Raw genomic sequence first — 19,994 nt, 5'->3', positions numbered from 1 at the left:
CCCACCGTCATCCACAAGAGAGGGTAACGAAAGCATGTTCACCAACCGCAATGCGCAGCTGATCTTCCAGAGCATGTTCGTGGCGCTCGGCGTCATCGGCATCATCGGCAGTTTCGGCGTCTACGAATACAAGTACGACGACGTCTGGTACACGTACTTCACGAACCTGTCGAACTACCTGTGCATCGGCGTCATGTTCGCCGAGCTGCTGCAGACCGCGAGGAAGCCGGTGGACAGCTTCGTCACCGTCGCGCCGCGGCTCAAGTTCGTCTCCGTCGAGGCCATCCTGCTGACCTGCCTCGTCTTCAACCTGCTGCTCGCCAACCAGCCCGACCGCTCGCCGGCGCAGAACGTGACGGTCACCTGCATCCTGTTCCACACCGTGCTGCCGATCGCGTTCACGGCCGACTGGATCCTGTTCTACCGCCACAAGGTCGCCCGCTGGACGTGGCCGCTGCTGTCGACGATCTTCCCGATCCTCTACCTCGTCTACATCTTCGTGCGCGCCGCCATCCTGAACTGGAATCCGGATGCGCCGAACATCTACCCGTACTTCTTCCTCGACGTCGACACGATCGGCTGGGGCGGCGTCGTCCGCTGGATCGTCATCCTGCTCGTCGCGTTCATGGTGTTCGGCTACCTGCTGATGGCGCTCGACCGCGCGCTGAGGCAGCCGAAGGGGGCCGTCGAGCGGGCGGCCGAAGCGGCGCAGCTGGCCTAGTTCAGGCGGTATGGCATAATGGTCAGCGGCTTAATTTGTAACCATGCGAAATAGGTGAAAAACATTGGCACAGACTACTAACGACATCAAGAACGGTTCCATCCTGAACCTCGACGGCCAGCTGTGGCAGGTCATCAAGTTCCAGCACGTCAAGCCGGGCAAGGGCCCCGCCTTCGTCCGCACGACGATCAAGAACGTGCTGAGCGGCAAGATCGTCGACAAGACGTTCAACGCCGGCATGAAGATGGAGTTCGAGACGGTCGACAACCGCACGCTGCAGTACTCCTACGACGATGGCGACAACTTCGTCTTCATGGACATGACGACGTACGACCAGGTCATGATCCCGAAGACGCTCGTCGGCGACCAGGCCAAGTACCTGCTCGAGGGCACCGACTGCATCGTGTCCTTCCACGACGGCACCGCGCTGTCCGTCGAGCTGCCGGCCTCCGTCGTGCTCACCGTCACGCACACCGAGCCGGGCCTGCAGGGCAACCGCTCGAACGCCGGCACGAAGCCGGCCACCGTCGAGACCGGCGCCGAGATCCAGGTCCCGCTGTTCATCGGCGAGGGCGAGAAGGTCAAGGTCAGCACCGAGGACGGTTCGTACCTCGGCCGTGAGAACTGAGCCGGACCGACCGACAAGGTCGGGTAGAATCGTTCGGTAATCGCGGCGCCTCGCCGGTGCCGGACGATTCCCGATGTCCAGTCAGTTTTCTCGAAAGAAGGACCAAGCTTCCATGGCACGTTCCACGGCTCGCAAGAGGGCTCTGAACACGTTGTACGAAGCGGACGAGAAGGGACAGGATTTCCTGTCCCTTCTTGATGAGCGCATTGCCGAGCCCGGTGCGCAGACGCCGCTTCCCGAGTACGCCATCGAGATCGTTCGTGGCGTGGCCGAACACCGTCGCGAAATCGACGACATGCTGAACCGGCATTCCACAGGGTGGAAGGTCAGGCGCATGCACGTGCTCGACCGTAATATCCTTCGTATCGCGGCATGGGAAATCATGTACAACGATGAGATTCCCGACAAAGTTGCGATCGACGAGGCGCTGAATCTGTCGAAGACGCTATGCGACGACGATTCGCCCTCGTTTATTCATGGCCTGCTCAGTGCCGTGTGCACCGAGCCGAAACCGGACTCTTCCGGACCTGGTTCCGCACAGACCACGGACGCCGTCCCGGCAGACGACAGCGACACGGACCAGTCCGGAGACTGACCGATCGCTTGGCGACTGGCCGGGTCGCGGGCTTCTCAACCGGCCGTTTGACCATCAGCAGTGACAGGGAAGAATGGGGGTTTGGGTGAGCCAGAACGACTCGGCAGCCGTGAACTATTCTCAGGACGATGCGGTTCTCGTACTCGAGGACGGCCAGGTGTACGTGGGGGAGCCGTTCGGCGCGACCGGCTCCACGACCGGCGAGATCGTCTTCACGACAGGCATGACCGGATATCAGGAAACGCTGACCGATCCGAGCTATGACCGGCAGATCGTCGTGCAGACGTTCCCGCACATCGGCAACACCGGCGTCAACGGCGAGGATCCGGAATCCGGCCGCATCTGGGTCGCCGGCTACGTCGTGCGCGACCCCAGTCCGAATGTCAGCAACTGGCGCGCGTCCGGCTCGCTGGACGACGCGCTCGTCGACAACGGCATCGTCGGCATCGCCGGCATCGACACGCGCAAGCTGGTGCGCCACCTGCGTTCCGCCGGCGTCATGCGCGCCGGCATCTTCTCGGGCGCCGCCTTGCTGGACGATCCTTCCAGTCCGGCCTCCTCCCCGCGCTCGATCGACTCCATGATGGAGGAGGTGCGCGGCACCGCGCAGATGAAGGGTCTGAGCCTCTACGACGAGGTCTCGGCCGACTCCTCCTACGTCGTCGAACCGTCAGGCGACTTCGCGGGCCAGGACCCGCTGCTCACCGTCGCCGCCGTCGACCTCGGCATCAAGGGAATGACGCCGGCGCTGATGGCCGAACGCGGCTGCCGCGTCGTCGTCATGCCGTCTTCGTCGACGATCGACGACATCAAGGCCGTCCATCCCGACGGCGTCTTCTTCTCCAACGGCCCCGGCGACCCGGAGCAGGCCGACCAGATGGTCCGGGTCCTGCGCCAGGTGCTCGACGCCGGCTACCCGTTCTTCGGCATCTGCTTCGGCAACCAGCTGCTCGGCCGCGCCCTCGGCTTCGGCACCTACAAGCTCAAGTTCGGCCACCGCGGCGTCAACCAGCCGGTCAAGGACATGACGACCGGCAAGATCGAAATCACCGCGCACAACCACGGCTTCGCCGTCGACGCTCCGCTCGACGGTCCGGTCGCCGCACCATACGACAACGGCAGGTACGGCCAGGTCTTCGTGTCCCACATCGACCTGAACGACGACGTCGTCGAGGGCCTGCAGTGCGTCGATATTCCCGCCTTCTCGGTCCAGTACCATCCGGAAGCGGCCGCCGGCCCGCACGACGCCGCCTACCTGTTCGACCGCTTCGCCGAGATGATGCGACGCCGCACGTCGCCGTCGCAATGGGATGACACGCGCGAATCGTGCCATGCCGAACCGACTTCCGCAACCAATTCCGATGCCAAGGAGGCCAACGCGAATGCCTAAGCGCAACGACATCAAGTCCGTCATGGTGATCGGCTCCGGCCCGATCGTCATCGGCCAGGCCGCCGAGTTCGACTACTCGGGCACGCAGGCCTGCCGAGTGCTCCGCGAAGAAGGCATCCGCGTCATCCTCGTCAACTCGAACCCGGCGACGATCATGACCGATCCGGAGATGGCCGACGCGACCTACATCGAGCCGATCGCCGTGCCGATTCTCGAGCAGATCATCGCCAAGGAACGTCCGGACGCGCTGCTGCCGACGCTCGGCGGCCAGACCGCCCTGAACGCCGCCATCGCGCTCGGCGAGGCCGGCGTGCTCGAGAAATACAATGTCGAGCTGATCGGCGCCTCGCTCGAGGCCATCGACCGCGGCGAGGACCGCGAATCGTTCAAGAAAGTCGTCGAGGAAGCCGGCGCCGAGTCGGCGCGCTCCGACATCGCCCACACGCTCGAGGAAGTCGACGCGATCGCCGAACGGTTCGGCTTCCCGCTCGTCGTCCGCCCGAGCTTCACGATGGGCGGCCTCGGTTCCGGCATCGCCCACGACACCGAGGAACTCCACCGCATCGCCGGCGCCGGCATCCACTACTCGCCGACCGACGAGGTGCTCATCGAGGAGGGCATCGAGGGCTGGAAGGAGTACGAACTCGAGCTGATGCGCGACCGCAACGACAATGTCGTCGTCGTCTGCCCGATCGAGAACGTCGACCCCGTCGGCGTGCATACCGGCGACTCGATCACCGTCGCTCCGGTGTTCACGCTGACCGACCGCGAATACCAGAAGCTGCGCGACATCGGCATCGCGATCATCCGCGGCGTCGGCGTCGACACCGGCGGCTGCAACATCCAGTTCGCCGTCAACCCCGACACCGGCCGCATCATCGTCATCGAGATGAACCCGCGCGTCTCCCGCTCGTCGGCCCTCGCGTCGAAGGCGACCGGCTTCCCGATCGCGAAGATCGCCGCGAAGCTCGCCCTGGGCTACACGCTCGACGAAATCCGCAACGACATCACGCAGTCGACGCCGGCATCGTTCGAGCCGACGATCGACTACGTCGTCACCAAGGTGCCGCGCTTCGCCTTCGAGAAGTTCCCCGGCGCCGACCTGACGCTGACGACGTCGATGAAGTCCGTCGGCGAGGCGATGGCCCTCGGCGGCAACTTCCGCGAGTCGCTCGGCAAGGCGATGCGCTCGATCGACAAGCGCCACATGAACTTCGGCTGGGACGGCGACAAGCCGACCGAAACCGAGGTCGCCGAGCTGCTCGAGGCGATCAAGGTGCCGACCGAACACCGCTACCTGCAGCTGATGCGCGCCCTGTGGGGCGGCGCCACGCCCGAACAGGTCTTCGAGTCGACGAAGATCGACCCGTGGTTCATCGAGCAGATGGCCGGCATCAACGCGACGGCGATGGAAGTCCGGGCCGCCGAGACGCTGACGCCGAAGCTGCTCAGGAAGGCGAAGCTGGCCGGCCTGTCCGACCTGCAGATTGCGCACCTGCGCAATCTGGGCGACGCCGGCGAGAACACGATCCGCGAGCTGCGCTGGAACTACGGCCTGCACCCGGTGTACAAGACCGTCGACACGTGCGCCGCCGAATTCGACGCCGTGACGCCGTACTACTACTCGTGCTACGCCGACGAATCCGAGCTGCGCCCGCGCGACCGCGAAGCCGTCATCATCCTCGGTTCCGGCCCGAACCGCATCGGCCAGGGCATCGAGTTCGACTACACGTGCGTCCACGCCGTCCAGGAACTCGGCAAGGACTACGACACGATCATGGTCAACTGCAACCCCGAGACCGTGTCGACCGACTACGACATGTCGGACCGGCTGTACTTCGAGCCGCTGACGTTCGAGGACGTCCTCGAGATCTACGAGGCCGAGAAGAAGATGGGCCCGGTCAAGGGCGTCATCGTCCAGCTCGGCGGCCAGACGCCGCTGTCGCTCGCCGCGCGACTCAAGGCCGCCGGCGTGCCGATCCTCGGCACGTCGCCGGAGGCGATCGACCTGGCCGAGAACCGCGAGCTGTTCGGCGAAGTGCTGCGCCAGGAACACCTGAACGCCCCGCGCTTCGGCACGGCAATGAGCCTCGACGAGGCCCGCGAGGCCGCCCACTCGATCGGCTACCCGGTGCTCGTCCGCCCGAGCTACGTGCTCGGCGGCCGCGGCATGGAAATCGTCTACGACGACGACCAGCTCGCCAAGTACGTCAACCGCGCGCTGTCCGAGGCGAAGGCCGACACCGTCGTCTCCGGCCGCCTGCCGTCGCCGCTGCTCATCGACAAGTTCCTGCAGGACGCCATCGAGATCGACGTCGACGCGCTGTTCGACGGTGAGGAACTCTATATCGGCGGCATCATGGAACACATCGAGGAAGCCGGCGTCCACTCCGGCGACGCCGCCTGCGCGCTGCCGCCGAGCACGCTGTCCGACGACCAGATCCGCCGCCTGCGCGAGGCGACGCACGCCATCGCGAAGGGCTGCGGCGTCCGGGGCCTGATCAACGTGCAGTACGCCTTCATGGCGAACACGCTGTACGTCATCGAGGCGAACCCGCGCGCCTCCCGTACCGTGCCGTTCGCGTCGAAGGCGACCGGCGTGGCGCTCGCCAAGGCGGCCGCCCGCATCATGGCCGGCGAGACGATCCGGCAGCAGCGCGACAACGGCCTGCTGCTGCCGCACGGCGACGGCGGCGACATCCGCGGTGGCCAGCAGGTCGCCATCAAGGAGTCGGTGCTGCCGTTCAAGCGCTTCCGCACGCCGGTCGGCAAGACCGTCGACATCCTGCTCGGACCGGAAATGCGCTCGACCGGCGAGGTCATGGGCTTCGACCGCGACTTCCCGCACGCGTTCGCCAAGAGCCAGCTCGCCGCCTATGACGGGGGGCTGCCGACCGAAGGCAACGTGTTCATCTCGGTCAACGACACCGACAAGCGCCAGCTGCCGCTGTTCGCCGTGCGCCTGGTGCAGCTCGGCTTCAAGCTGTGGGCGACCGAGGGCACCGCGTCGGTGCTCGAGCGCTACGGCATCGAGTCGAAGATCGTCGACAAGATCACCGGCCGCGTCGATTCCGACCCGACGGCGCCGCTCGTCATCCAGCACGCCGAAGGCTCGGTCGGCAAGAACGTCGTCGATCTCATCGAGGACGGCACGATCGACATGATCCTCAACACGCCGAACTCGCGCGGCTCGCGCTCCGACGGCTACTCCATCCGCGCCGCCGCGATCGCCGCCGACCTGCCGCACTTCACGACGATGACCGAGTTCGCGGCCGTCCTGATGGCCATCGAGGCCGTCAAGAAGCACGACTACCAGGTCATGAGCATCCAGGAGCACAGCCGCCTGCTCTTCGAGGAGGAGTCGAGGAAGAAGTAACGATTCTTCCGTTTCGGTTCCGTCTTCCAGGCATGTCACAAACCCGGGCTTCGAGCCCGGGTTTGTGACATATTGCATATCCGGAACCGGGCCGCATCGTGCGACGGGGGCATGGCTGGCGGCCGAAGTGCATTACGATGGAAACCGTCGTGAAACTGTTGCCGGATGGCCGGAGGGGACAATGGACGAGACCATTTCGCGGGAAGAACTCGAGGCGCGCAGGACCGATTTCGGCCTGCGGCTCGGCAATTCGATGAAGAAGCTCGGCTCGCTGTGCGTCGGCATCGACCCGCACCGCAAGCTGCTCACCGACTGGGGATACGATGTCGACGCAACCGGCGCCGAGCTGTTCTCGATGAGGATGCTGCAGGCGGCGGCCGGCAGGGCGGCGGCCGTCAAGTTCCAGACGTCGATGTTCGAACGATACGGCGCGAAGGGCTTCGCGGCGCTCGAACGCGTGCTGTACGCCGCCAGGCAGATGGACATGATCACGATCGTCGACTGCATGCACGGGGGACTGTCGACGACGATCTCGGCGCTGTCCGACGCCTATTTCAAGCCCGGCGCCCCGCTGGGCGCCGACGCGATCACGATGCTGCCGTATTACGGTGCCCGCTCGCTGTCGGGCGTCATCGACGACGCGCTCGACAACGGCCGCGGCGTGTTCATCGCGTCGCTGACGTCGAACGAGGAGGGCGTCTCGCTGCAGACGGCCGTGCGCCAGACCGGCGAATACGCCGGCAAGACCGTCGCCTACGGCATCACCGACATGGCCCAGCGCTACAACGAGCTCGCGCGACCGCACATGGGCTCGGTCGGCCTCATCATCGGCGCGACGATCGGCAACTGGATGTCCGACAGCGACATCGACCTTGACAAGTTCACCGGCCCGATCCTCTCGCCGGGCTTCGGCTACCAGGGCGCCACCGTCGAGGACCTGAAGAAGGTCTTCCGCGGCACGAAGGGCAACGTGCTCGTCACTGTCTCCCGCGAGATCGCGCGGCATGGTCCCAGCATCGAATCGCTGGCGCAGGCCACCGAATCGATCGCGCTCGACGTGCGCCGTGCGCTGATGGAAGTGAGCCTCGAGGACATCTGAGCGGCGGCTCCGTCGGCGACGATGTCGGCAGGGTTGTCGGTATATTGGAAGAATCGTTCTGTTTATTCTAATTAATCCAACGGGAGCATGACGTGACGGAAGCATCGTCGAAGCATGGGCGGCTGATTGTACTGAGCGGACCGACGGCGGTCGGCAAGGGGACCGTGGAGGCGGCGCTGCGCCGCCGGCATCCGGAAGTCTGGGTCAGCGTCTCGGCGACGACCCGCGCGCCGCGGCCCGGCGAGGAAAACGGCGTCAACTACTGGTTCATGGACGACGACGAGTTCGAACGCGACGAGGACGAGGGCAAGTTCCTCGAGACGGCCGTCGTGCACGGCATGGCCCACTACGGCACGCCGCTCGGACCGGTGCTCGAGCACCTCGCGACGAACACGCCGACAATCCTCGAGATCGACCTGCAGGGCGCGCGCCGCGTGCGCGAGCGCGCCGCCGAGCTCGGCCTTGACGTCGAATACGTGTTCATCGCGCCGCCGAGCTTCGACGAGCTCGTCCGCCGCCTTGTCGGCCGCGGCACCGAGACGGCCGAGCAGCGCGAGAAGCGGCTCGAGACGGCCCGCGTGGAGCTCGCCGCCGAATCCGAGTTCGACGTCACGCTCGTCAACGACGAAGTCGACGCCACCGCCGAGGCGCTGTGGGGCGTCATCGCCGAGGAATACGGACTGTAGATCACTCTTCACTCCCTCCAAGGAGGGAGTGGCAGTTCACTTGAGTCCGCTCAGCTCGTCGATGAGCTTCGGATCGCGGGTGGCGCCCTTGTCGGCGGAGCGGGCGAAGGCGGCGAACGCCTTCAGCGCCTGCGAGACCTGGCGGTCGCGGTGGGCGACGTAGCCGTCGCCGTTCTCCAGCTCGATGCGGCGCGCCTCGAGCTCCTCGTCGGTCAGCTTGACATTGATCGTGCGGTTCGGGATGTCGATCTGGATGATGTCGCCGTTCTTCACCAGCGCGATCGGGCCCTTGCTCGCCGCTTCCGGCGCGACATGGCCGATCGCCAGGCCTGACGAGCCGCCGGAGTAGCGGCCGTCGGTGATCAGCGCGACTTCCTTGCCGATGCCCTTGCCCTTGACGAACGACGTCGGATACAGCATCTCCTGCATGCCGGGGCCGCCCTTCGGGCCCTCGTAGCGGATGATCAGCGCCTGGCCGGGCTTCAGCGTGTCGTCGAGGATGACCTCGATGGCCTGCTCCTGCGACTCGACGACGAGCGCCGGACCCTCGAACTCCCAGATCTCGCGCGGCACGCCGGCCGTCTTGACGACGCAGCCGTCGGGGGCGAGGTTGCCGCGCAGGACGGCGAGGCCGCCTTCCGTCACGGCGGGATGGTCGATGTCGTGGATGGCGCCGTTGACGCGGTCGCGGTCGAGCGACTCGAACTTCGTGTTGTGCGTCCACGGTTCCGGCGAGACGATGTGGCCGGGAGCGTCGAGATACATGTCCCTCGCCTCGTCGGTGACGGTCTCGCGCATGATGTCCCAGTCGGCGAGCTTCGCCTCGAGGCTCGGATAGTCGATCGAGTGGACGTCGCGGTGCAGCTTGCCGGCCCGGTCGAGCTCGCCGAGAATGCCGGTGATGCCGCCGGCACGGTGCACGTCGGAGATCTCCCATTCGCCGGACGGCGACGCCTTGCAGATGCACGGCACGGTGTGCGAGATGCGCTCGATGTCGTCGAGCGTGAAGTCGACGTCGGCCGACTGCGCCATCGCGAGGATGTGCAGCACCGTGTTCGTCGAGCCGCCCATCGCGACGTCCATCGTCATCGCGTTCTCGAACGCGTGCTTCGTCGCGATCGAGCGGGGGAGCACCGAGTCGTCGTCCTCGTGATAGTAGCGGTTGGCGATGTCGACGACGGTCTTCGCGGCGCGCTCGAACAGGTTCTTGCGGTCGGCATGCGAGGCGAGGATGGTGCCGTTGCCCGGCAGCGCGAGGCCGATCGCCTCGGTCAGGCAGTTCATCGAGTTTGCCGTGAACATGCCGGCGCACGATCCGCACGTCGGACAGACGGTCTTCTCGTAGGCGAGCAGGTCGGCGTCGTCGAGCCGGTCGTCGGCCGACGCGTACATGACGTCGATCAGGTCGGTGTTCTCGTTGACGGTGCCGTCCGGCAGCACTGTCCTGCCGGCCTCCATCGGGCCGCCGGACACGAAGACGGTCGGGATGTTCAGGCGCAGCGCGGCCATCAGCATGCCCGGCGTGATCTTGTCGCAGTTCGAGATGCAGATCAGCGCGTCGGCGCAGTGCGCATTGACCTGGTATTCGACGGTGTCGGCGATGATCTCGCGGCTCGGCAGCGAGTAGAGCATGCCCGTGTGGCCCATCGCGATGCCGTCGTCGACGGCCATCGTGTTGAACTCGCGCGGAATGCCGCCCGCCTTCTTGACGGCTTCGGACACCAGGCGGCCCACCTTGTTGAGATGGACATGGCCCGGGACGAACTCGTCGAATGAATTCGCGATGGCGACGATCGGCTTGCCGAAGTCGTCGCCATCGACGCCGGCCGCGCGGTACAGCGCGCGGGCACCGGCGAAAATCCTGTCGGTCATCAGTTTGTGGGATCGCATTTCCATGGTTCCATTCAACCCAAATCGCCCCGAAAAGACACCGATGATTCACGATGTGGTCGCCCTTATGGACACTGCTTCCCTCTTCCCGGATGCCACGAAGCCGGACCCGCAGGCCCGGGTTCGCGACATCGAGAAAATGAATTGAAAGGTGTCGGGAACGTGCGGTAGCATGTTTGTTTTGGAATAGTCTCGAATAGTCCGGCGGTCCGATTGCCGCCGGAGAAGATGATTGGGAGATCAACTATGGCATTCGGCACTGAGCCTACCCCCACCGGACTTGCGGATCCGCCGATCGACGACCTGATGGAGCATGCCGATTCGAAGTACGCGCTCGCCATCTTCGCCGCCAAGCGCGCCCGGCAGATCAATTCCTACTTCACGCAGCTCAACGAGGGCCTGCTGCAGAACGTCGGCCCGCTCGTCGAGTACCAGAACCAGGAGAAGCCGCTGTCCATCGCCTTCCGCGAGATCAACGAGGGCCTGCTCGAGGAAACCCTCGGCGAGGACGACCTGTCCGAAGGCAACTGAGTTTCCGGCTGCATTGACTTGAACACGAAAAGGCACGGCATTGCGCCGTGCCTTTTCGCATTGATCGGACGATTCGTCCGTCTGGTGTGTTGAGGAGCGCAGGTTACGATTCCGTAGGTTTTCACGGAAGAATCGTGTCGAATTTGTAGAAAAACGACAAGGCGCAATCGTGGCGTTTTGATAGGGTAAACCCGTTTACGTGAACGACAAGCCCCATCCAATCCGGAAGAAGGAACCATGGCCGAACTGAGATTGATCTCCGCCGAATCGGTGACGGAAGGACACCCCGACAAGATCTGCGACCAGATTTCCGACGCCATTCTCGACGACATGCTGCGCCAGGATCCGCATTCGCACGTCGCCGTCGAGACGTCGGCGACGAAGGGCCAGTTCTTCGTGTTCGGCGAGGTAACCAGCGAGGGCTATTCGGACATCCAGAGCATCGTGCGCGACGTCGTGCGGGGCATCGGCTACACGAGCTCGACGATCGGACTGGACGCCGACTCGTGCGGCGTGCTCGTGTCCATCAGCGAGCAGAGCCCGGAGATCAACCAGGGCGTCGCCAGGCTGTCGCGCGACGAGGAAACGGCCGCCTCGCGCGAGGAACGCTACGAGGCGCAAGGCGCCGGCGACCAGGGCGTCATGTTCGGCTACGCGACCGACGAGACCGACGTGCTGATGCCGCTGCCGATCTACCTGGCCCACCGGCTGGCCGAACGGCTCACCGAAGTGCGCAAGAACGGCGAGGTCGCGGGCCTGCGACCGGACGGCAAGACGCAGGTGACGATCGAATACGACGAACACGACGTGCCGGTGCGCCTCGACACCGTCCTCGTCTCCACGCAGCACGATCCGGACGTGCGCCAGGACGTCCTGCGCGACGAACTCAACGAGCACGTCATCAAGCCGGTGCTCGCCGACGTGCTGCCGGAAAGCGTGGACGTCTCCGGCTACCGCGTGCTGGTCAACCCGACCGGATCGTTCATCATGGGCGGCCCGGCCGCCGACGCCGGCCTGACCGGGCGCAAGATCATCGTCGACACCTACGGCGGCGCCGCCCACCACGGCGGCGGCGCGTTCTCCGGCAAGGACCCGAGCAAGGTCGACCGTTCGGCCGCCTACGCCGCCCGCTGGGTGGCGAAGAACATCGTGGCCGCCGGCCTCGCCCACAAGGTCGAGGTCCAGGTCGCCTACGCGATCGGCGTCGCCGACCCGGTCTCGATCAACGTCGAGACGTACGGCACCGAGATCGGCGGCGTCACCCGCGAACAGATCCAGAAGGCCGTCCGCCGCGTCTTCGACCTGCGCCCGGCCGCCATCGTCGACGAGCTCGACCTGCTGCGCCCGATCTACTCGAAGACCGCGGCCTACGGCCACTTCGGCCGCGAACTGCCGGAATTCACGTGGGAGCAGGCGTCGAGGACCGACGAACTCAAGGCCGCCATCGCCGAACTCTCCTGAACATTGTTCCGCCCCGCCGACATCCCGTCGCGGGGCGGCCCCGTACATGGCCGAATTTCGATCGATTCGGCGCGATTCCCGCGCCTGCTGCGACGCGGGAACCCATGCAACGATCACTCCGCATGAAACCGCACGAAAGAAGGCAGCAATGCAGCAAATGACAGTCGCCGACATGATCCAGCTGTTCATCAAGCCCGGAGCGCCGATCTACATCACGGCGTTCGACGGCTCGACGCTCGGCTCCGAGGACGCGCCGCTGTGCCTGCAGGTCAGGAACTCCCGCGCCGTCTACTACCTGGCGAACAACCCGAACGAACTCGGTCTCGCCCGCGCCTACCTGCAGGGCGACATCGCGTCGCCGCAGCTCGTGCCCGGCAACCCGTACGGCCTGTTCAGGCAGCTCGTCGGCCTCAAGGACTGGGTGCGCACGCCATCGGCCGCCGGCGTCGCGAAGGCGCTGGCGACGATCGCCTCCCATGGCTGGCGCCGTCCGTCCGCCCCGGCCATCGAGGGCCCGAGCCGCGCCAGGCGCATGACCGAGGGCCTGATGCCGCACACCGAAGCCGGCGACGCCGCGACGGTCAGCTACCACTACGACCAGTCGAACGACTTCTACCGGCTGTTCCTCGGCCCGTCGATGACGTACACCTGCGCCGTCTTCGATTCGCCGGACATGTCGCTCGAGGCCGCGCAGAAGAACAAGCTCGACCTGGTGCTGGACAAGCTGGCGCTGCAGCCCGGCCAGCGCCTCCTCGACATCGGCTGCGGCTGGGGCTCGATGGAAATCGAGGCCGCGAGGCGCGGCATCAGGGTCCTCGGCGTCACGCTGTCCGGGGAACAGGTCGAATGGGGCCAGAAGTGGATCAGGGACGAGGGTCTCGAGGACCTTGCCGAAGTGCGCCTGATGGACTACCGCGAAGTGCCGGAAGGCGACTTCGACGGCATCTGCTCGATCGGCATGATGGAGCACGTCGGTCACAAGCACTATCCGTCCTACTTCCAGGAGATCTTCGACAAGCTCAAGCCCGGCGGCATGCTGCTCAACCACCAGATCACGCGCTGCAACTCGCGCCAGGGCAAGAAGGCCGGCGAATTCATCGACCGCTACATCTTCCCCGACGGCGAGCTGTCCTCGCCGGCCGAGATCGAGATGGTCATCCAGGACACCGGCTTCGAGGTGATCAACCAGGAGAACCTGCGCCAGCACTACGCGCTCACGCTGCACCGCTGGAACGAGAACCTGCAGGCCCACTGGAAGGAGGCCGTCGGCATGGTCGGCGAGCCGAAGGCCAGGCTGTGGGGCCTGTACATGGCCGGCTGCGCGTTCAACTTCGAGATGAACAACATCCAGATCCACCAGTTCCTCGCCGTCAAGCCCGGCGCCGACGGCACCGACACCTATCCGCTGCGTCCCTGGTGGCCGCTGCACTGATCCCTTCCGATGTCAGGACCCGGGCCGGCGGCCCGGGTCCTGACATGTCGGGGAGCGACATGTCAGGGCAGACGGCGACCGCAATGCTAACGTGGAGAGCATGAACGATGCGGAACAGTTGGCGTTGCCGGGATTGAAGCCGCGCAAGTCCCGCAGGAAGACAGCCGAACAGCGGCGCGCGGAGCAACAGCCGGCCGCCGACAATCCGGTCGCCCGCGTGGCACTCGACGTGCAGGCCACGCACCTCGGCCAGCTGTTTGACTACTACGTCACCGACGGGCAGGCGGCCGGCGCGCAGCCGGGCACGCTCGTGCGCGTGCGGTTCGGCGGCCAGCGCGTCAACGGCATTGTCTGGGAACGATCCTCCCGTCCCGAGGCCAACCCGGACGCCATCAGGTTCATCGAACGCGTCGTCAGCCCCGAAATCCTCGTGTCCGAATCGATGCGCCGCGACATCACGGCGATCGCCGACGCGTACGGTGGCACGCGCGCCAACATCCTGCGCCTCGCCGTGCCGCCGCGCGTGGCCTGGGTCGAGGACGCCCAGCGCGCCGTCGAGGGCATGACCGCCAACCGCGAGGATCGTTTCCGCGTCATGGCCACGCTCGCCAACGGCGAAATGGAGGCGCTCGCCGACGACATCGACGGATTCGAGAACTTCCGCTATGCGATGGACCACGACCGGTTCCAGGCCTTCGTCATGGACTCGATGCCCGGCGTCGGCCGCGCCGATCACGATCTCGCGACGCTCGTCGCGTCGGCGCTCGCCGCCGGACGGCAGGCCGTCGTCGTGCTGCCCGGCATGCGGCAGACCTGGGACCTCGCCCACGCGCTCAACCAGTACGGCCTGCGCACGTTCGCGCCGGACACCGCTCCCGGCGCCCCCGACGGTGACGGCAGTGACGGACCGGACGGGGCGAATCGTCCGGGCTACTTCGGCGACGTCGCGATCCTGTCCGGCTCGATGCCGCCGGCCGAACGCTACCGCGCCTACCTCGCCGTCTCGAGCGGCCAGGTACGCTGCGCCATCGGGCCGCGCGCCGCGATGTACGCGCCGGTCGAGGGCCGCGCGCTGTTTGTCGTCGTCGACGACAATGTCTACCAGCACGCCGACGGCATGATGCCGTACGCGTCCGCCCGCGGCGTCATGAGGCTGCGCGCCCGGCTGCACGACGGCCTGTTCGTCGCCTACGGCGCCGCCCGCAGCGCGCTGAGCCAGTGGGAAACCGATCCGGCCCACGTCGACATGACGGCCGTCACTGGCCCGTCGACGTCGCTGCATCCGAAACCGGCGGCCATCCGCCGCCGGCTCGCGCACGTGCGTTGGCTCAACCGCGAGGAACTCGGCCGGCTTGCCGACCCGAGCATCGGCGCCCGCATTCCGCACACCGCCGTCCGCGTGCTCACGCGCGCATTGCAATCCGGGCCGGTCCTGCTGTCGATCCCGCAGGACGGCGTCACCGAGTCGCTCAGCTGCGCCCAGTGCCTGCTGCAGGCCCGCTGCCTCAAGTGCACCGGCCCGCTCGTGCGGCCGACGGCCACCGGCGGCGCGACCTCCGCGGCCCGGCAGGGTTCCGGCGACGGCACGATTCCCGCGGCCGACGCCGGCCTGTCTTCCGGCGTCGCCGCGCCGCGCTGCGCATGGTGCGGCGCCCCGGCCGCCAACTGGCACTGCCGTGCCTGCGGCGGCGAACGGCTGCGCGTCGTGCGCGTCGGCGCCGCCGGCACCGTAGCCGAACTGCGTGGCCTGTTCCGCAACGTGCCGATGGTCGTCTCCAGTCCGCACCAGGACGGCGGCGTCGTCGAATGGATCGCCGACACGCCCGTCATCGTCGTCGCCACGCCCGGCGCCGAACCGCGCGTGCGCGCCGGCGGCGGCAACACCGGCGGCGACGGCCAGGGCTCGTACCGCGCCGTCGCGATCCTCGACGCATGGAACTCGCTGTATGCCCGCGGCATCGACGCCAGGCAGGAGGCGCTCGCGAACTGGATGCACGTCGTCGCGCTGTGCGCGCCGCACTCCGACGACGGCGCCGCGACGACGGTCGGCATGGAGGCGTTCGGCGGACCGAGGTCCGCCGAGGGACAGGCCCGCGCCGGCCGCACCGGCGCCGCCGGCACCGGCGGCCGCGGCGTCGGCCAGGGCGGCACGGCGCTGCTGATCGGCGAGACCGATCCGGTCATCGCCCAGTCGCTGATGCTCTGGGACTGCCGCATGCTCGCCGGGGCCGAATGCGACGAACGTGACGAGGCCGCGCTGCCGCCGTCGCTCGCCGCGGCCGCCGTCTGGGGCCGGCGCGACGCCGTCCGCCAGTGCCTGCTCAACATCGGCGTCACCGGCGACGGCGACTGGGCCGTGCTCGACCACGACGGCCTCGACCTGCCGGCCGTCCTCGGGCCGGTGCCGATCGCGCCGGACCGGACGATCGACGCGCGCCAGCTCGAGGACATGGGCGACCGGATCAAGGCAATCGTGCGCGTGCCGTACGCGCGCCGCGACGAGCTCGCCATCCGCCTGCGCGACGAAGTCTCCCGCCACGTCGCCCTGCGCGAGCACGGCGAACTGCGCTTCCAGATGGATCCGAAGGACCTGATGTAGGCCCGACGGTAGAATCGTCCCCGGAATCAGCCGGCGGCTCGCCGGCGACATGGACGAAGGAGCGCAGCATGGCAACAGGATGGCCGGGGGAGCCCGACATGGCATTCGACGTGATCGTCGCCGACGGCGAGGCCGCCGCGAACGACGGCAAGCCGGTCACCGACGTCGTCTTCGACTTCGGCAACGTGCTCGTGCGCTGGGACCCGTCGGCCGTCATGGTCAGCCGCTACGGGCGCGACCTGGCCGACGACTTCCTCGACAACGACAAGTCCGGCTTCTACGACGCCTGCAACATGCTCGACCTCGGCACCGACCGCGCCGACGTCTACCGCGCCGTCGCCGGAAAGCACGGCCGGTGCTGGGCCGACATGCTGAAGTTCTACCTCGAGAACTTCGAGGATTCGCTGCTCGGCAACGTGCCCGGCGCGCGGCTGCTCGTCCGGGACCTCAAGGACGCCGGCATCGGCGTGTGGGGCCTGTCGAACTGGGAGACGACGACGTTCCGGATTGCCGACAGCCGCTATCCGCTGCTGCGCGAGCTCGACGGACGCCTGATCTCCGGCTTCGTCGGCATGATCAAGCCGCACGCCGACATCTTCCGGCAGGCGTTCGAGGACTTCGGCATCGAGCCGGCCACGTCGCTGTTCGTCGACGACAAGGCGTCGAACGTCGCCGGCGCCAACGCCGTCGGCATGCGCGGCCTGCGGTTCGACGATCCGCGCGCCCTGCGCACCGCGCTCGTCGACGCCGGCGTGCCGATTCCGGCGCTGGAGCACTGATGCGATGTCACGGGTCCGGGCCGCGGCCCGGACCCGTGACATCGCGTGGCCAGCCGGAAGCGCCAGCGGACTGGCCGGTATACTTGGCGGAAGCATCGTCGTGGAACAAGACATGGTTTCACGACGTTTCACGATTGTCGCCACGAGAAGGAGAGCCATGCTGAAAGTGCTGTTTGCCGGGACGCCGGACGTCGCCGTGCCGTCGCTGAGGACGCTGGCGGCCGACACCGGACATTTCGAGGTCGTCGCCGTGCTGACGAGGCCGGACGCGCCGACCGGACGCGGCCGCAAGCTGATGCCGTCGCCGGTCAAGCAGGCCGCGCTCGAGCTCGGCATCCCGGTCATCGAATCCGATCCGTCGGAAGAATCGTTCGTCTCCTGCCTCAAGGCGACCGGCGCCGAGGCGGCCGCCGTCGTCGCGTACGGCAAGATCCTCAAGGAGCATGTGCTCGACGCGCTGCCACTGGGCTGGTACAACCTGCACTTCTCGCTGCTGCCGGACTGGCGCGGCGCCGCCCCCGTGCAGCGCGCGATCTGGGCCGGCGACTCGGTGACCGGCGCGACGGTCTTCCGCATCACGAAGGGCATGGACTGCGGTCCGATCCTCGCGCAGTCGACCGTCACGATCGGCGCGCACGAGACGGCCGGAGAACTGCTGGAACGGCTCGCCGACGACGGCTCGCACCTGCTCGCCGCATCGCTCGAGGCGATGGCCGAGGGCAGGATCGTGCCGGTCGAGCAGCCGCAGGGCGCGTTCGAGGTCGCCCGCAAGATCACCGTCGAGGACGCGCACCTGCGCTTCGACGTGCCGGTGTTCGCCGTCAACCGCCAGGCGCGCGCCTGCACGCCGAATCCGGGAGCGTGGTGCGAACTGCACGCCGACGGCGACGCGAATGGCGAACCGACGACGCTGCACGTGCTGGCGGCCCGGCCGATCGCCGACGACGACCGCGACAACTTCGCGACAATGCTCGCGAACCGCGCGGGCAACGGCGACGCCGACGGTACCTCGGCTTCGTCGCTGAATCCGGGCGAACTGCTCGTCACGAAGCGCAAGGTGTGGGTCGGCACGGTGACCGATCCGCTCGAGCTCGAGCAGGTCAAGCCGCAGGGCAAGAAGGCGATGAAGGCGGCCGACTGGGCCCGCGGCGCCCGTCTCGCCCCGACGGCATACGTGAAGTAGGCCCCGAAACGACGTGACCCCCGCTCCGTGCGGGGGTCACGTCGTCTTCGCGGTCACTTGTGCAGGAAGTCGAGCACCTTGCCGAGATTGCGCTCGTCGATCTCGTGCGGGGCGGCGTCGCGGACGCACTGCTTGGCGCAGAACGCGATGCCGAGCGCGGCCTCGCCGATCATCGGAAGGTCGTTGGCGCCGTCGCCGACGGCGACCGTCTGGCCCATCGGAATGCCGTATTCGCCGGCCCAGCGGCGCAGCGAGGCAAGCTTGACGTCCTTCGTGACGACGTCGCCGACAAGACGGCCCGTCAGCCTGCCGTCGACGATCTCGAGCCGGTTGGCGGTCCACACGTCGAGGCCGGCGTCTTCGGCGATCCGGTCGACGATCTCGTGGAAGCCGCCGGACACGACGCCGACCTTCCAGCCGTGCGCGTGCAGCGTGTCGATCAGGTAGTGGGCGCCCGGCGTGAACGTCACGCGGCGATACACCTCGTCGCAGGCCTCGAGCGGCAGGCCGGCGAGCAGCGCGACGCGTTCGCGCAGCGCCTCGGCGAAGTCGATCTCGCCGTTCATCGCGCGCTTCGTCACCTCGGCGATGCGGTCGCCGGCGCCGGCGACGTCGCCGAGCTCGTCGATGACCTCCTCGTTGATCAGCGTCGAGTCGACGTCCATGACGAGCAGGCCGGGCTCGGCCAGCGTCGGGGGAATCGTCGCCGCCTGTTCTTCGCGTCCACGGTCGGTGATGTCGTTCGCTGCGTTGTTGATATCCATCGTTCCTCGCTCACGGTGAACGTCGGCCGTCCGATCGCGGACGCCGCCGGCGCCGGCTTCGTGCCGTTCAGGCTCGTCAAGAACCTGCAAATGTCTGGGTTGGCCTGCTGACATTGTCAGGAAAAGTGAGGACAATGAAACCCATGATTTTCGGAACGATTCTCGCGCAGGCGGAAACGGGCGCGCCATTGCAGTGCGCCACCGGCAGCGACGGCATCATCGGCATGATGACCGAATGGCTGCTCAGGCTGATGGAGACGGTCGGGGGCATCGGCGTCTCGCTCGCGATCGCGATGGAATCGATCTTCCCGCCGATCCCGAGCGAGATCATCCTGCCGCTCGCCGGCTTCACGGCGGCCCGTGGCTCGATGTCGCTAGTCGGCGCGATCTTCTGGGCGACGATGGGCTCGCTGCTCGGCGCCTGGTGCCTGTACGGCATCGCGCGCTGGTTCGGCATCCACCGCATTCACAAGGCCGTCGACAGGATTCCGGGCGTCGCGCGCAAGGATGTCGACAAGGCCAACGAGTGGTTCTCGAAATACGGACGCTGGTCGGTGATGATCGGCCGCGTCATTCCGGTCGTCCGCTCGCTGATCTCGATTCCGGCCGGCTTCAACAAGATGAACTTCGCCGAATTCTCGCTGTTCACGTTCCTCGGCTCGGCCGTCTGGAACACCGTGCTCGTCACCGCCGGCTACATGCTCGGCGACCAGTGGTGCTCGATCCTCGGCATCCTCGACGTCTTCGAGGAAGTCGTCATCGCCGTCTTCGCGATCGTCGTCGTCGTGGCCGTCGTCCGCTGGATCCGCCGCGTCGTCAGGGAACGCAGCATGAAGGCTGTCGACTGACGGACAGCACCC

General features: G+C 66.9%; 16 protein-coding genes. 14 read left to right on the top strand and 2 right to left on the bottom strand.

Features of this window, described 5'->3' with window-relative positions:
- The first annotated feature begins 34 nt into the window (after positions 1 to 34).
- From F6S87_RS01955 to gmk, 7 genes are all read left to right on the top strand, one after another.
- Complete coding sequence (locus F6S87_RS01955; protein ID WP_163226978.1) at positions 35 to 721, top strand: Pr6Pr family membrane protein; 687 nt, start codon at positions 35 to 37, stop codon at positions 719 to 721.
- Between the two features lie 64 nt (positions 722 to 785).
- Positions 786 to 1,349, top strand: a complete 564-nt coding sequence (gene efp, locus F6S87_RS01950) for an elongation factor P (protein ID WP_163226977.1) — start codon at positions 786 to 788, stop codon at positions 1,347 to 1,349.
- A gap of 112 nt (positions 1,350 to 1,461) precedes the next feature.
- Complete coding sequence (gene nusB / locus F6S87_RS01945) at positions 1,462 to 1,944, top strand: transcription antitermination factor NusB (protein ID WP_163226976.1); 483 nt, start codon at positions 1,462 to 1,464, stop codon at positions 1,942 to 1,944.
- A gap of 85 nt (positions 1,945 to 2,029) precedes the next feature.
- A complete protein-coding gene (gene carA / locus F6S87_RS01940; RefSeq protein WP_407925098.1) occupies positions 2,030 to 3,334 on the top strand; it encodes a glutamine-hydrolyzing carbamoyl-phosphate synthase small subunit in 1,305 nt (434 codons plus the stop codon).
- Positions 3,327 to 6,710, top strand: a complete 3,384-nt coding sequence (gene carB / locus F6S87_RS01935) for a carbamoyl-phosphate synthase large subunit (RefSeq protein WP_163226974.1) — start codon at positions 3,327 to 3,329, stop codon at positions 6,708 to 6,710. The genes carA and carB overlap by 8 nt, the downstream gene beginning before the upstream one ends.
- A 181-nt stretch (positions 6,711 to 6,891) precedes the next feature.
- Positions 6,892 to 7,809 carry an orotidine-5'-phosphate decarboxylase gene (pyrF, locus tag F6S87_RS01930; protein ID WP_163226973.1) on the top strand — a complete coding sequence of 306 codons (918 nt, stop codon included), beginning with the start codon at positions 6,892 to 6,894 and terminating at the stop codon, positions 7,807 to 7,809.
- Between the two features lie 92 nt (positions 7,810 to 7,901).
- Entirely contained in the window at positions 7,902 to 8,495 is a 594-nt protein-coding gene (gmk, locus tag F6S87_RS01925) for a guanylate kinase (RefSeq protein WP_163226972.1), read from the top strand.
- A gap of 36 nt (positions 8,496 to 8,531) precedes the next feature.
- Here gmk and ilvD read toward each other — a convergent pair whose 3' ends face one another.
- A complete protein-coding gene (ilvD, locus tag F6S87_RS01920; RefSeq protein WP_163226971.1) occupies positions 8,532 to 10,391 on the bottom strand; it encodes a dihydroxy-acid dehydratase in 1,860 nt (619 codons plus the stop codon).
- Positions 10,392 to 10,631: 240 nt separating this feature from the next.
- Here ilvD and rpoZ point away from each other — a divergent pair, with 240 nt between their 5' ends.
- From rpoZ to fmt, 6 genes are all read left to right on the top strand, one after another.
- Entirely contained in the window at positions 10,632 to 10,916 is a 285-nt protein-coding gene (gene rpoZ, locus F6S87_RS01915) for a DNA-directed RNA polymerase subunit omega (RefSeq protein WP_163226970.1), read from the top strand.
- Positions 10,917 to 11,153: 237 nt separating this feature from the next.
- Entirely contained in the window at positions 11,154 to 12,377 is a 1,224-nt protein-coding gene (metK, locus tag F6S87_RS01910) for a methionine adenosyltransferase (RefSeq protein ID WP_163226969.1), read from the top strand.
- Between the two features lie 148 nt (positions 12,378 to 12,525).
- On the top strand, positions 12,526 to 13,809 hold the full coding sequence (locus F6S87_RS01905; RefSeq protein WP_163226968.1) for a class I SAM-dependent methyltransferase: 1,284 nt from the start codon (positions 12,526 to 12,528) through the stop codon (positions 13,807 to 13,809).
- Positions 13,810 to 13,909: 100 nt separating this feature from the next.
- Positions 13,910 to 16,408, top strand: coding sequence for a primosomal protein N' family DNA-binding protein (locus tag F6S87_RS01900; RefSeq protein WP_163226967.1), 2,499 nt, complete (start codon positions 13,910 to 13,912; stop codon positions 16,406 to 16,408).
- Positions 16,409 to 16,476: 68 nt separating this feature from the next.
- Positions 16,477 to 17,187: an HAD family hydrolase gene (locus tag F6S87_RS01895; protein ID WP_163226966.1), complete on the top strand. Its 711-nt coding sequence runs from the start codon at positions 16,477 to 16,479 to the stop codon at positions 17,185 to 17,187.
- 157 nt (positions 17,188 to 17,344) lie between these two features.
- A complete protein-coding gene (gene fmt, locus F6S87_RS01890) occupies positions 17,345 to 18,370 on the top strand; it encodes a methionyl-tRNA formyltransferase (RefSeq protein WP_163226965.1) in 1,026 nt (341 codons plus the stop codon).
- Positions 18,371 to 18,423: 53 nt separating this feature from the next.
- On the opposite strand, the gene serB is transcribed toward fmt, so the two are convergent.
- Positions 18,424 to 19,035 (bottom strand): phosphoserine phosphatase SerB, encoded by a 612-nt coding sequence (serB, locus tag F6S87_RS01885; protein WP_231129360.1) that lies wholly within the window; start codon positions 19,033 to 19,035, stop codon positions 18,424 to 18,426.
- Between the two features lie 242 nt (positions 19,036 to 19,277).
- On the opposite strand from serB, the gene F6S87_RS01880 reads away from it, so the two are divergent.
- Positions 19,278 to 19,982, top strand: a complete 705-nt coding sequence (locus F6S87_RS01880; protein WP_196779064.1) for a DedA family protein — start codon at positions 19,278 to 19,280, stop codon at positions 19,980 to 19,982.
- Positions 19,983 to 19,994 lie beyond the last annotated feature (12 nt).

The organism is Bifidobacterium choloepi, assembly GCF_010667615.1.
GTDB classification, from domain to species: Bacteria; Actinomycetota; Actinomycetes; order Actinomycetales; family Bifidobacteriaceae; genus Bifidobacterium; species Bifidobacterium choloepi.
This window is presented reverse-complemented; position numbering and strand designations above follow the sequence as displayed.

Bases quoted from the DNA above. Each gene is read 5' to 3' on its own strand.
- nusB (WP_163226976.1), top strand. From the start codon at position 1,462: ATGGCACGTTCCACGGCTCGCAAGAGGGCTCTGAACACGTTGTACGAA.
- pyrF (WP_163226973.1), top strand. From the start codon at position 6,892: ATGGACGAGACCATTTCGCGGGAAGAACTCGAGGCGCGCAGGACCGAT.
- F6S87_RS01880 (WP_196779064.1), top strand. From the start codon at position 19,278: ATGATTTTCGGAACGATTCTCGCGCAGGCGGAAACGGGCGCGCCATTG.
- F6S87_RS01895 (WP_163226966.1), top strand. From the start codon at position 16,477: ATGGCAACAGGATGGCCGGGGGAGCCCGACATGGCATTCGACGTGATC.
- carB (WP_163226974.1), top strand. From the start codon at position 3,327: ATGCCTAAGCGCAACGACATCAAGTCCGTCATGGTGATCGGCTCCGGC.
- rpoZ (WP_163226970.1), top strand. From the start codon at position 10,632: ATGGCATTCGGCACTGAGCCTACCCCCACCGGACTTGCGGATCCGCCG.
- fmt (WP_163226965.1), top strand. From the start codon at position 17,345: ATGCTGAAAGTGCTGTTTGCCGGGACGCCGGACGTCGCCGTGCCGTCG.
- metK (WP_163226969.1), top strand. From the start codon at position 11,154: ATGGCCGAACTGAGATTGATCTCCGCCGAATCGGTGACGGAAGGACAC.
- F6S87_RS01905 (WP_163226968.1), top strand. From the start codon at position 12,526: ATGCAGCAAATGACAGTCGCCGACATGATCCAGCTGTTCATCAAGCCC.
- F6S87_RS01955 (WP_163226978.1), top strand. From the start codon at position 35: ATGTTCACCAACCGCAATGCGCAGCTGATCTTCCAGAGCATGTTCGTG.
- F6S87_RS01900 (WP_163226967.1), top strand. From the start codon at position 13,910: ATGAACGATGCGGAACAGTTGGCGTTGCCGGGATTGAAGCCGCGCAAG.
- serB (WP_231129360.1), bottom strand. From the start codon at position 19,035: ATGGACGTCGACTCGACGCTGATCAACGAGGAGGTCATCGACGAGCTC.
- ilvD (WP_163226971.1), bottom strand. From the start codon at position 10,391: ATGGAAATGCGATCCCACAAACTGATGACCGACAGGATTTTCGCCGGT.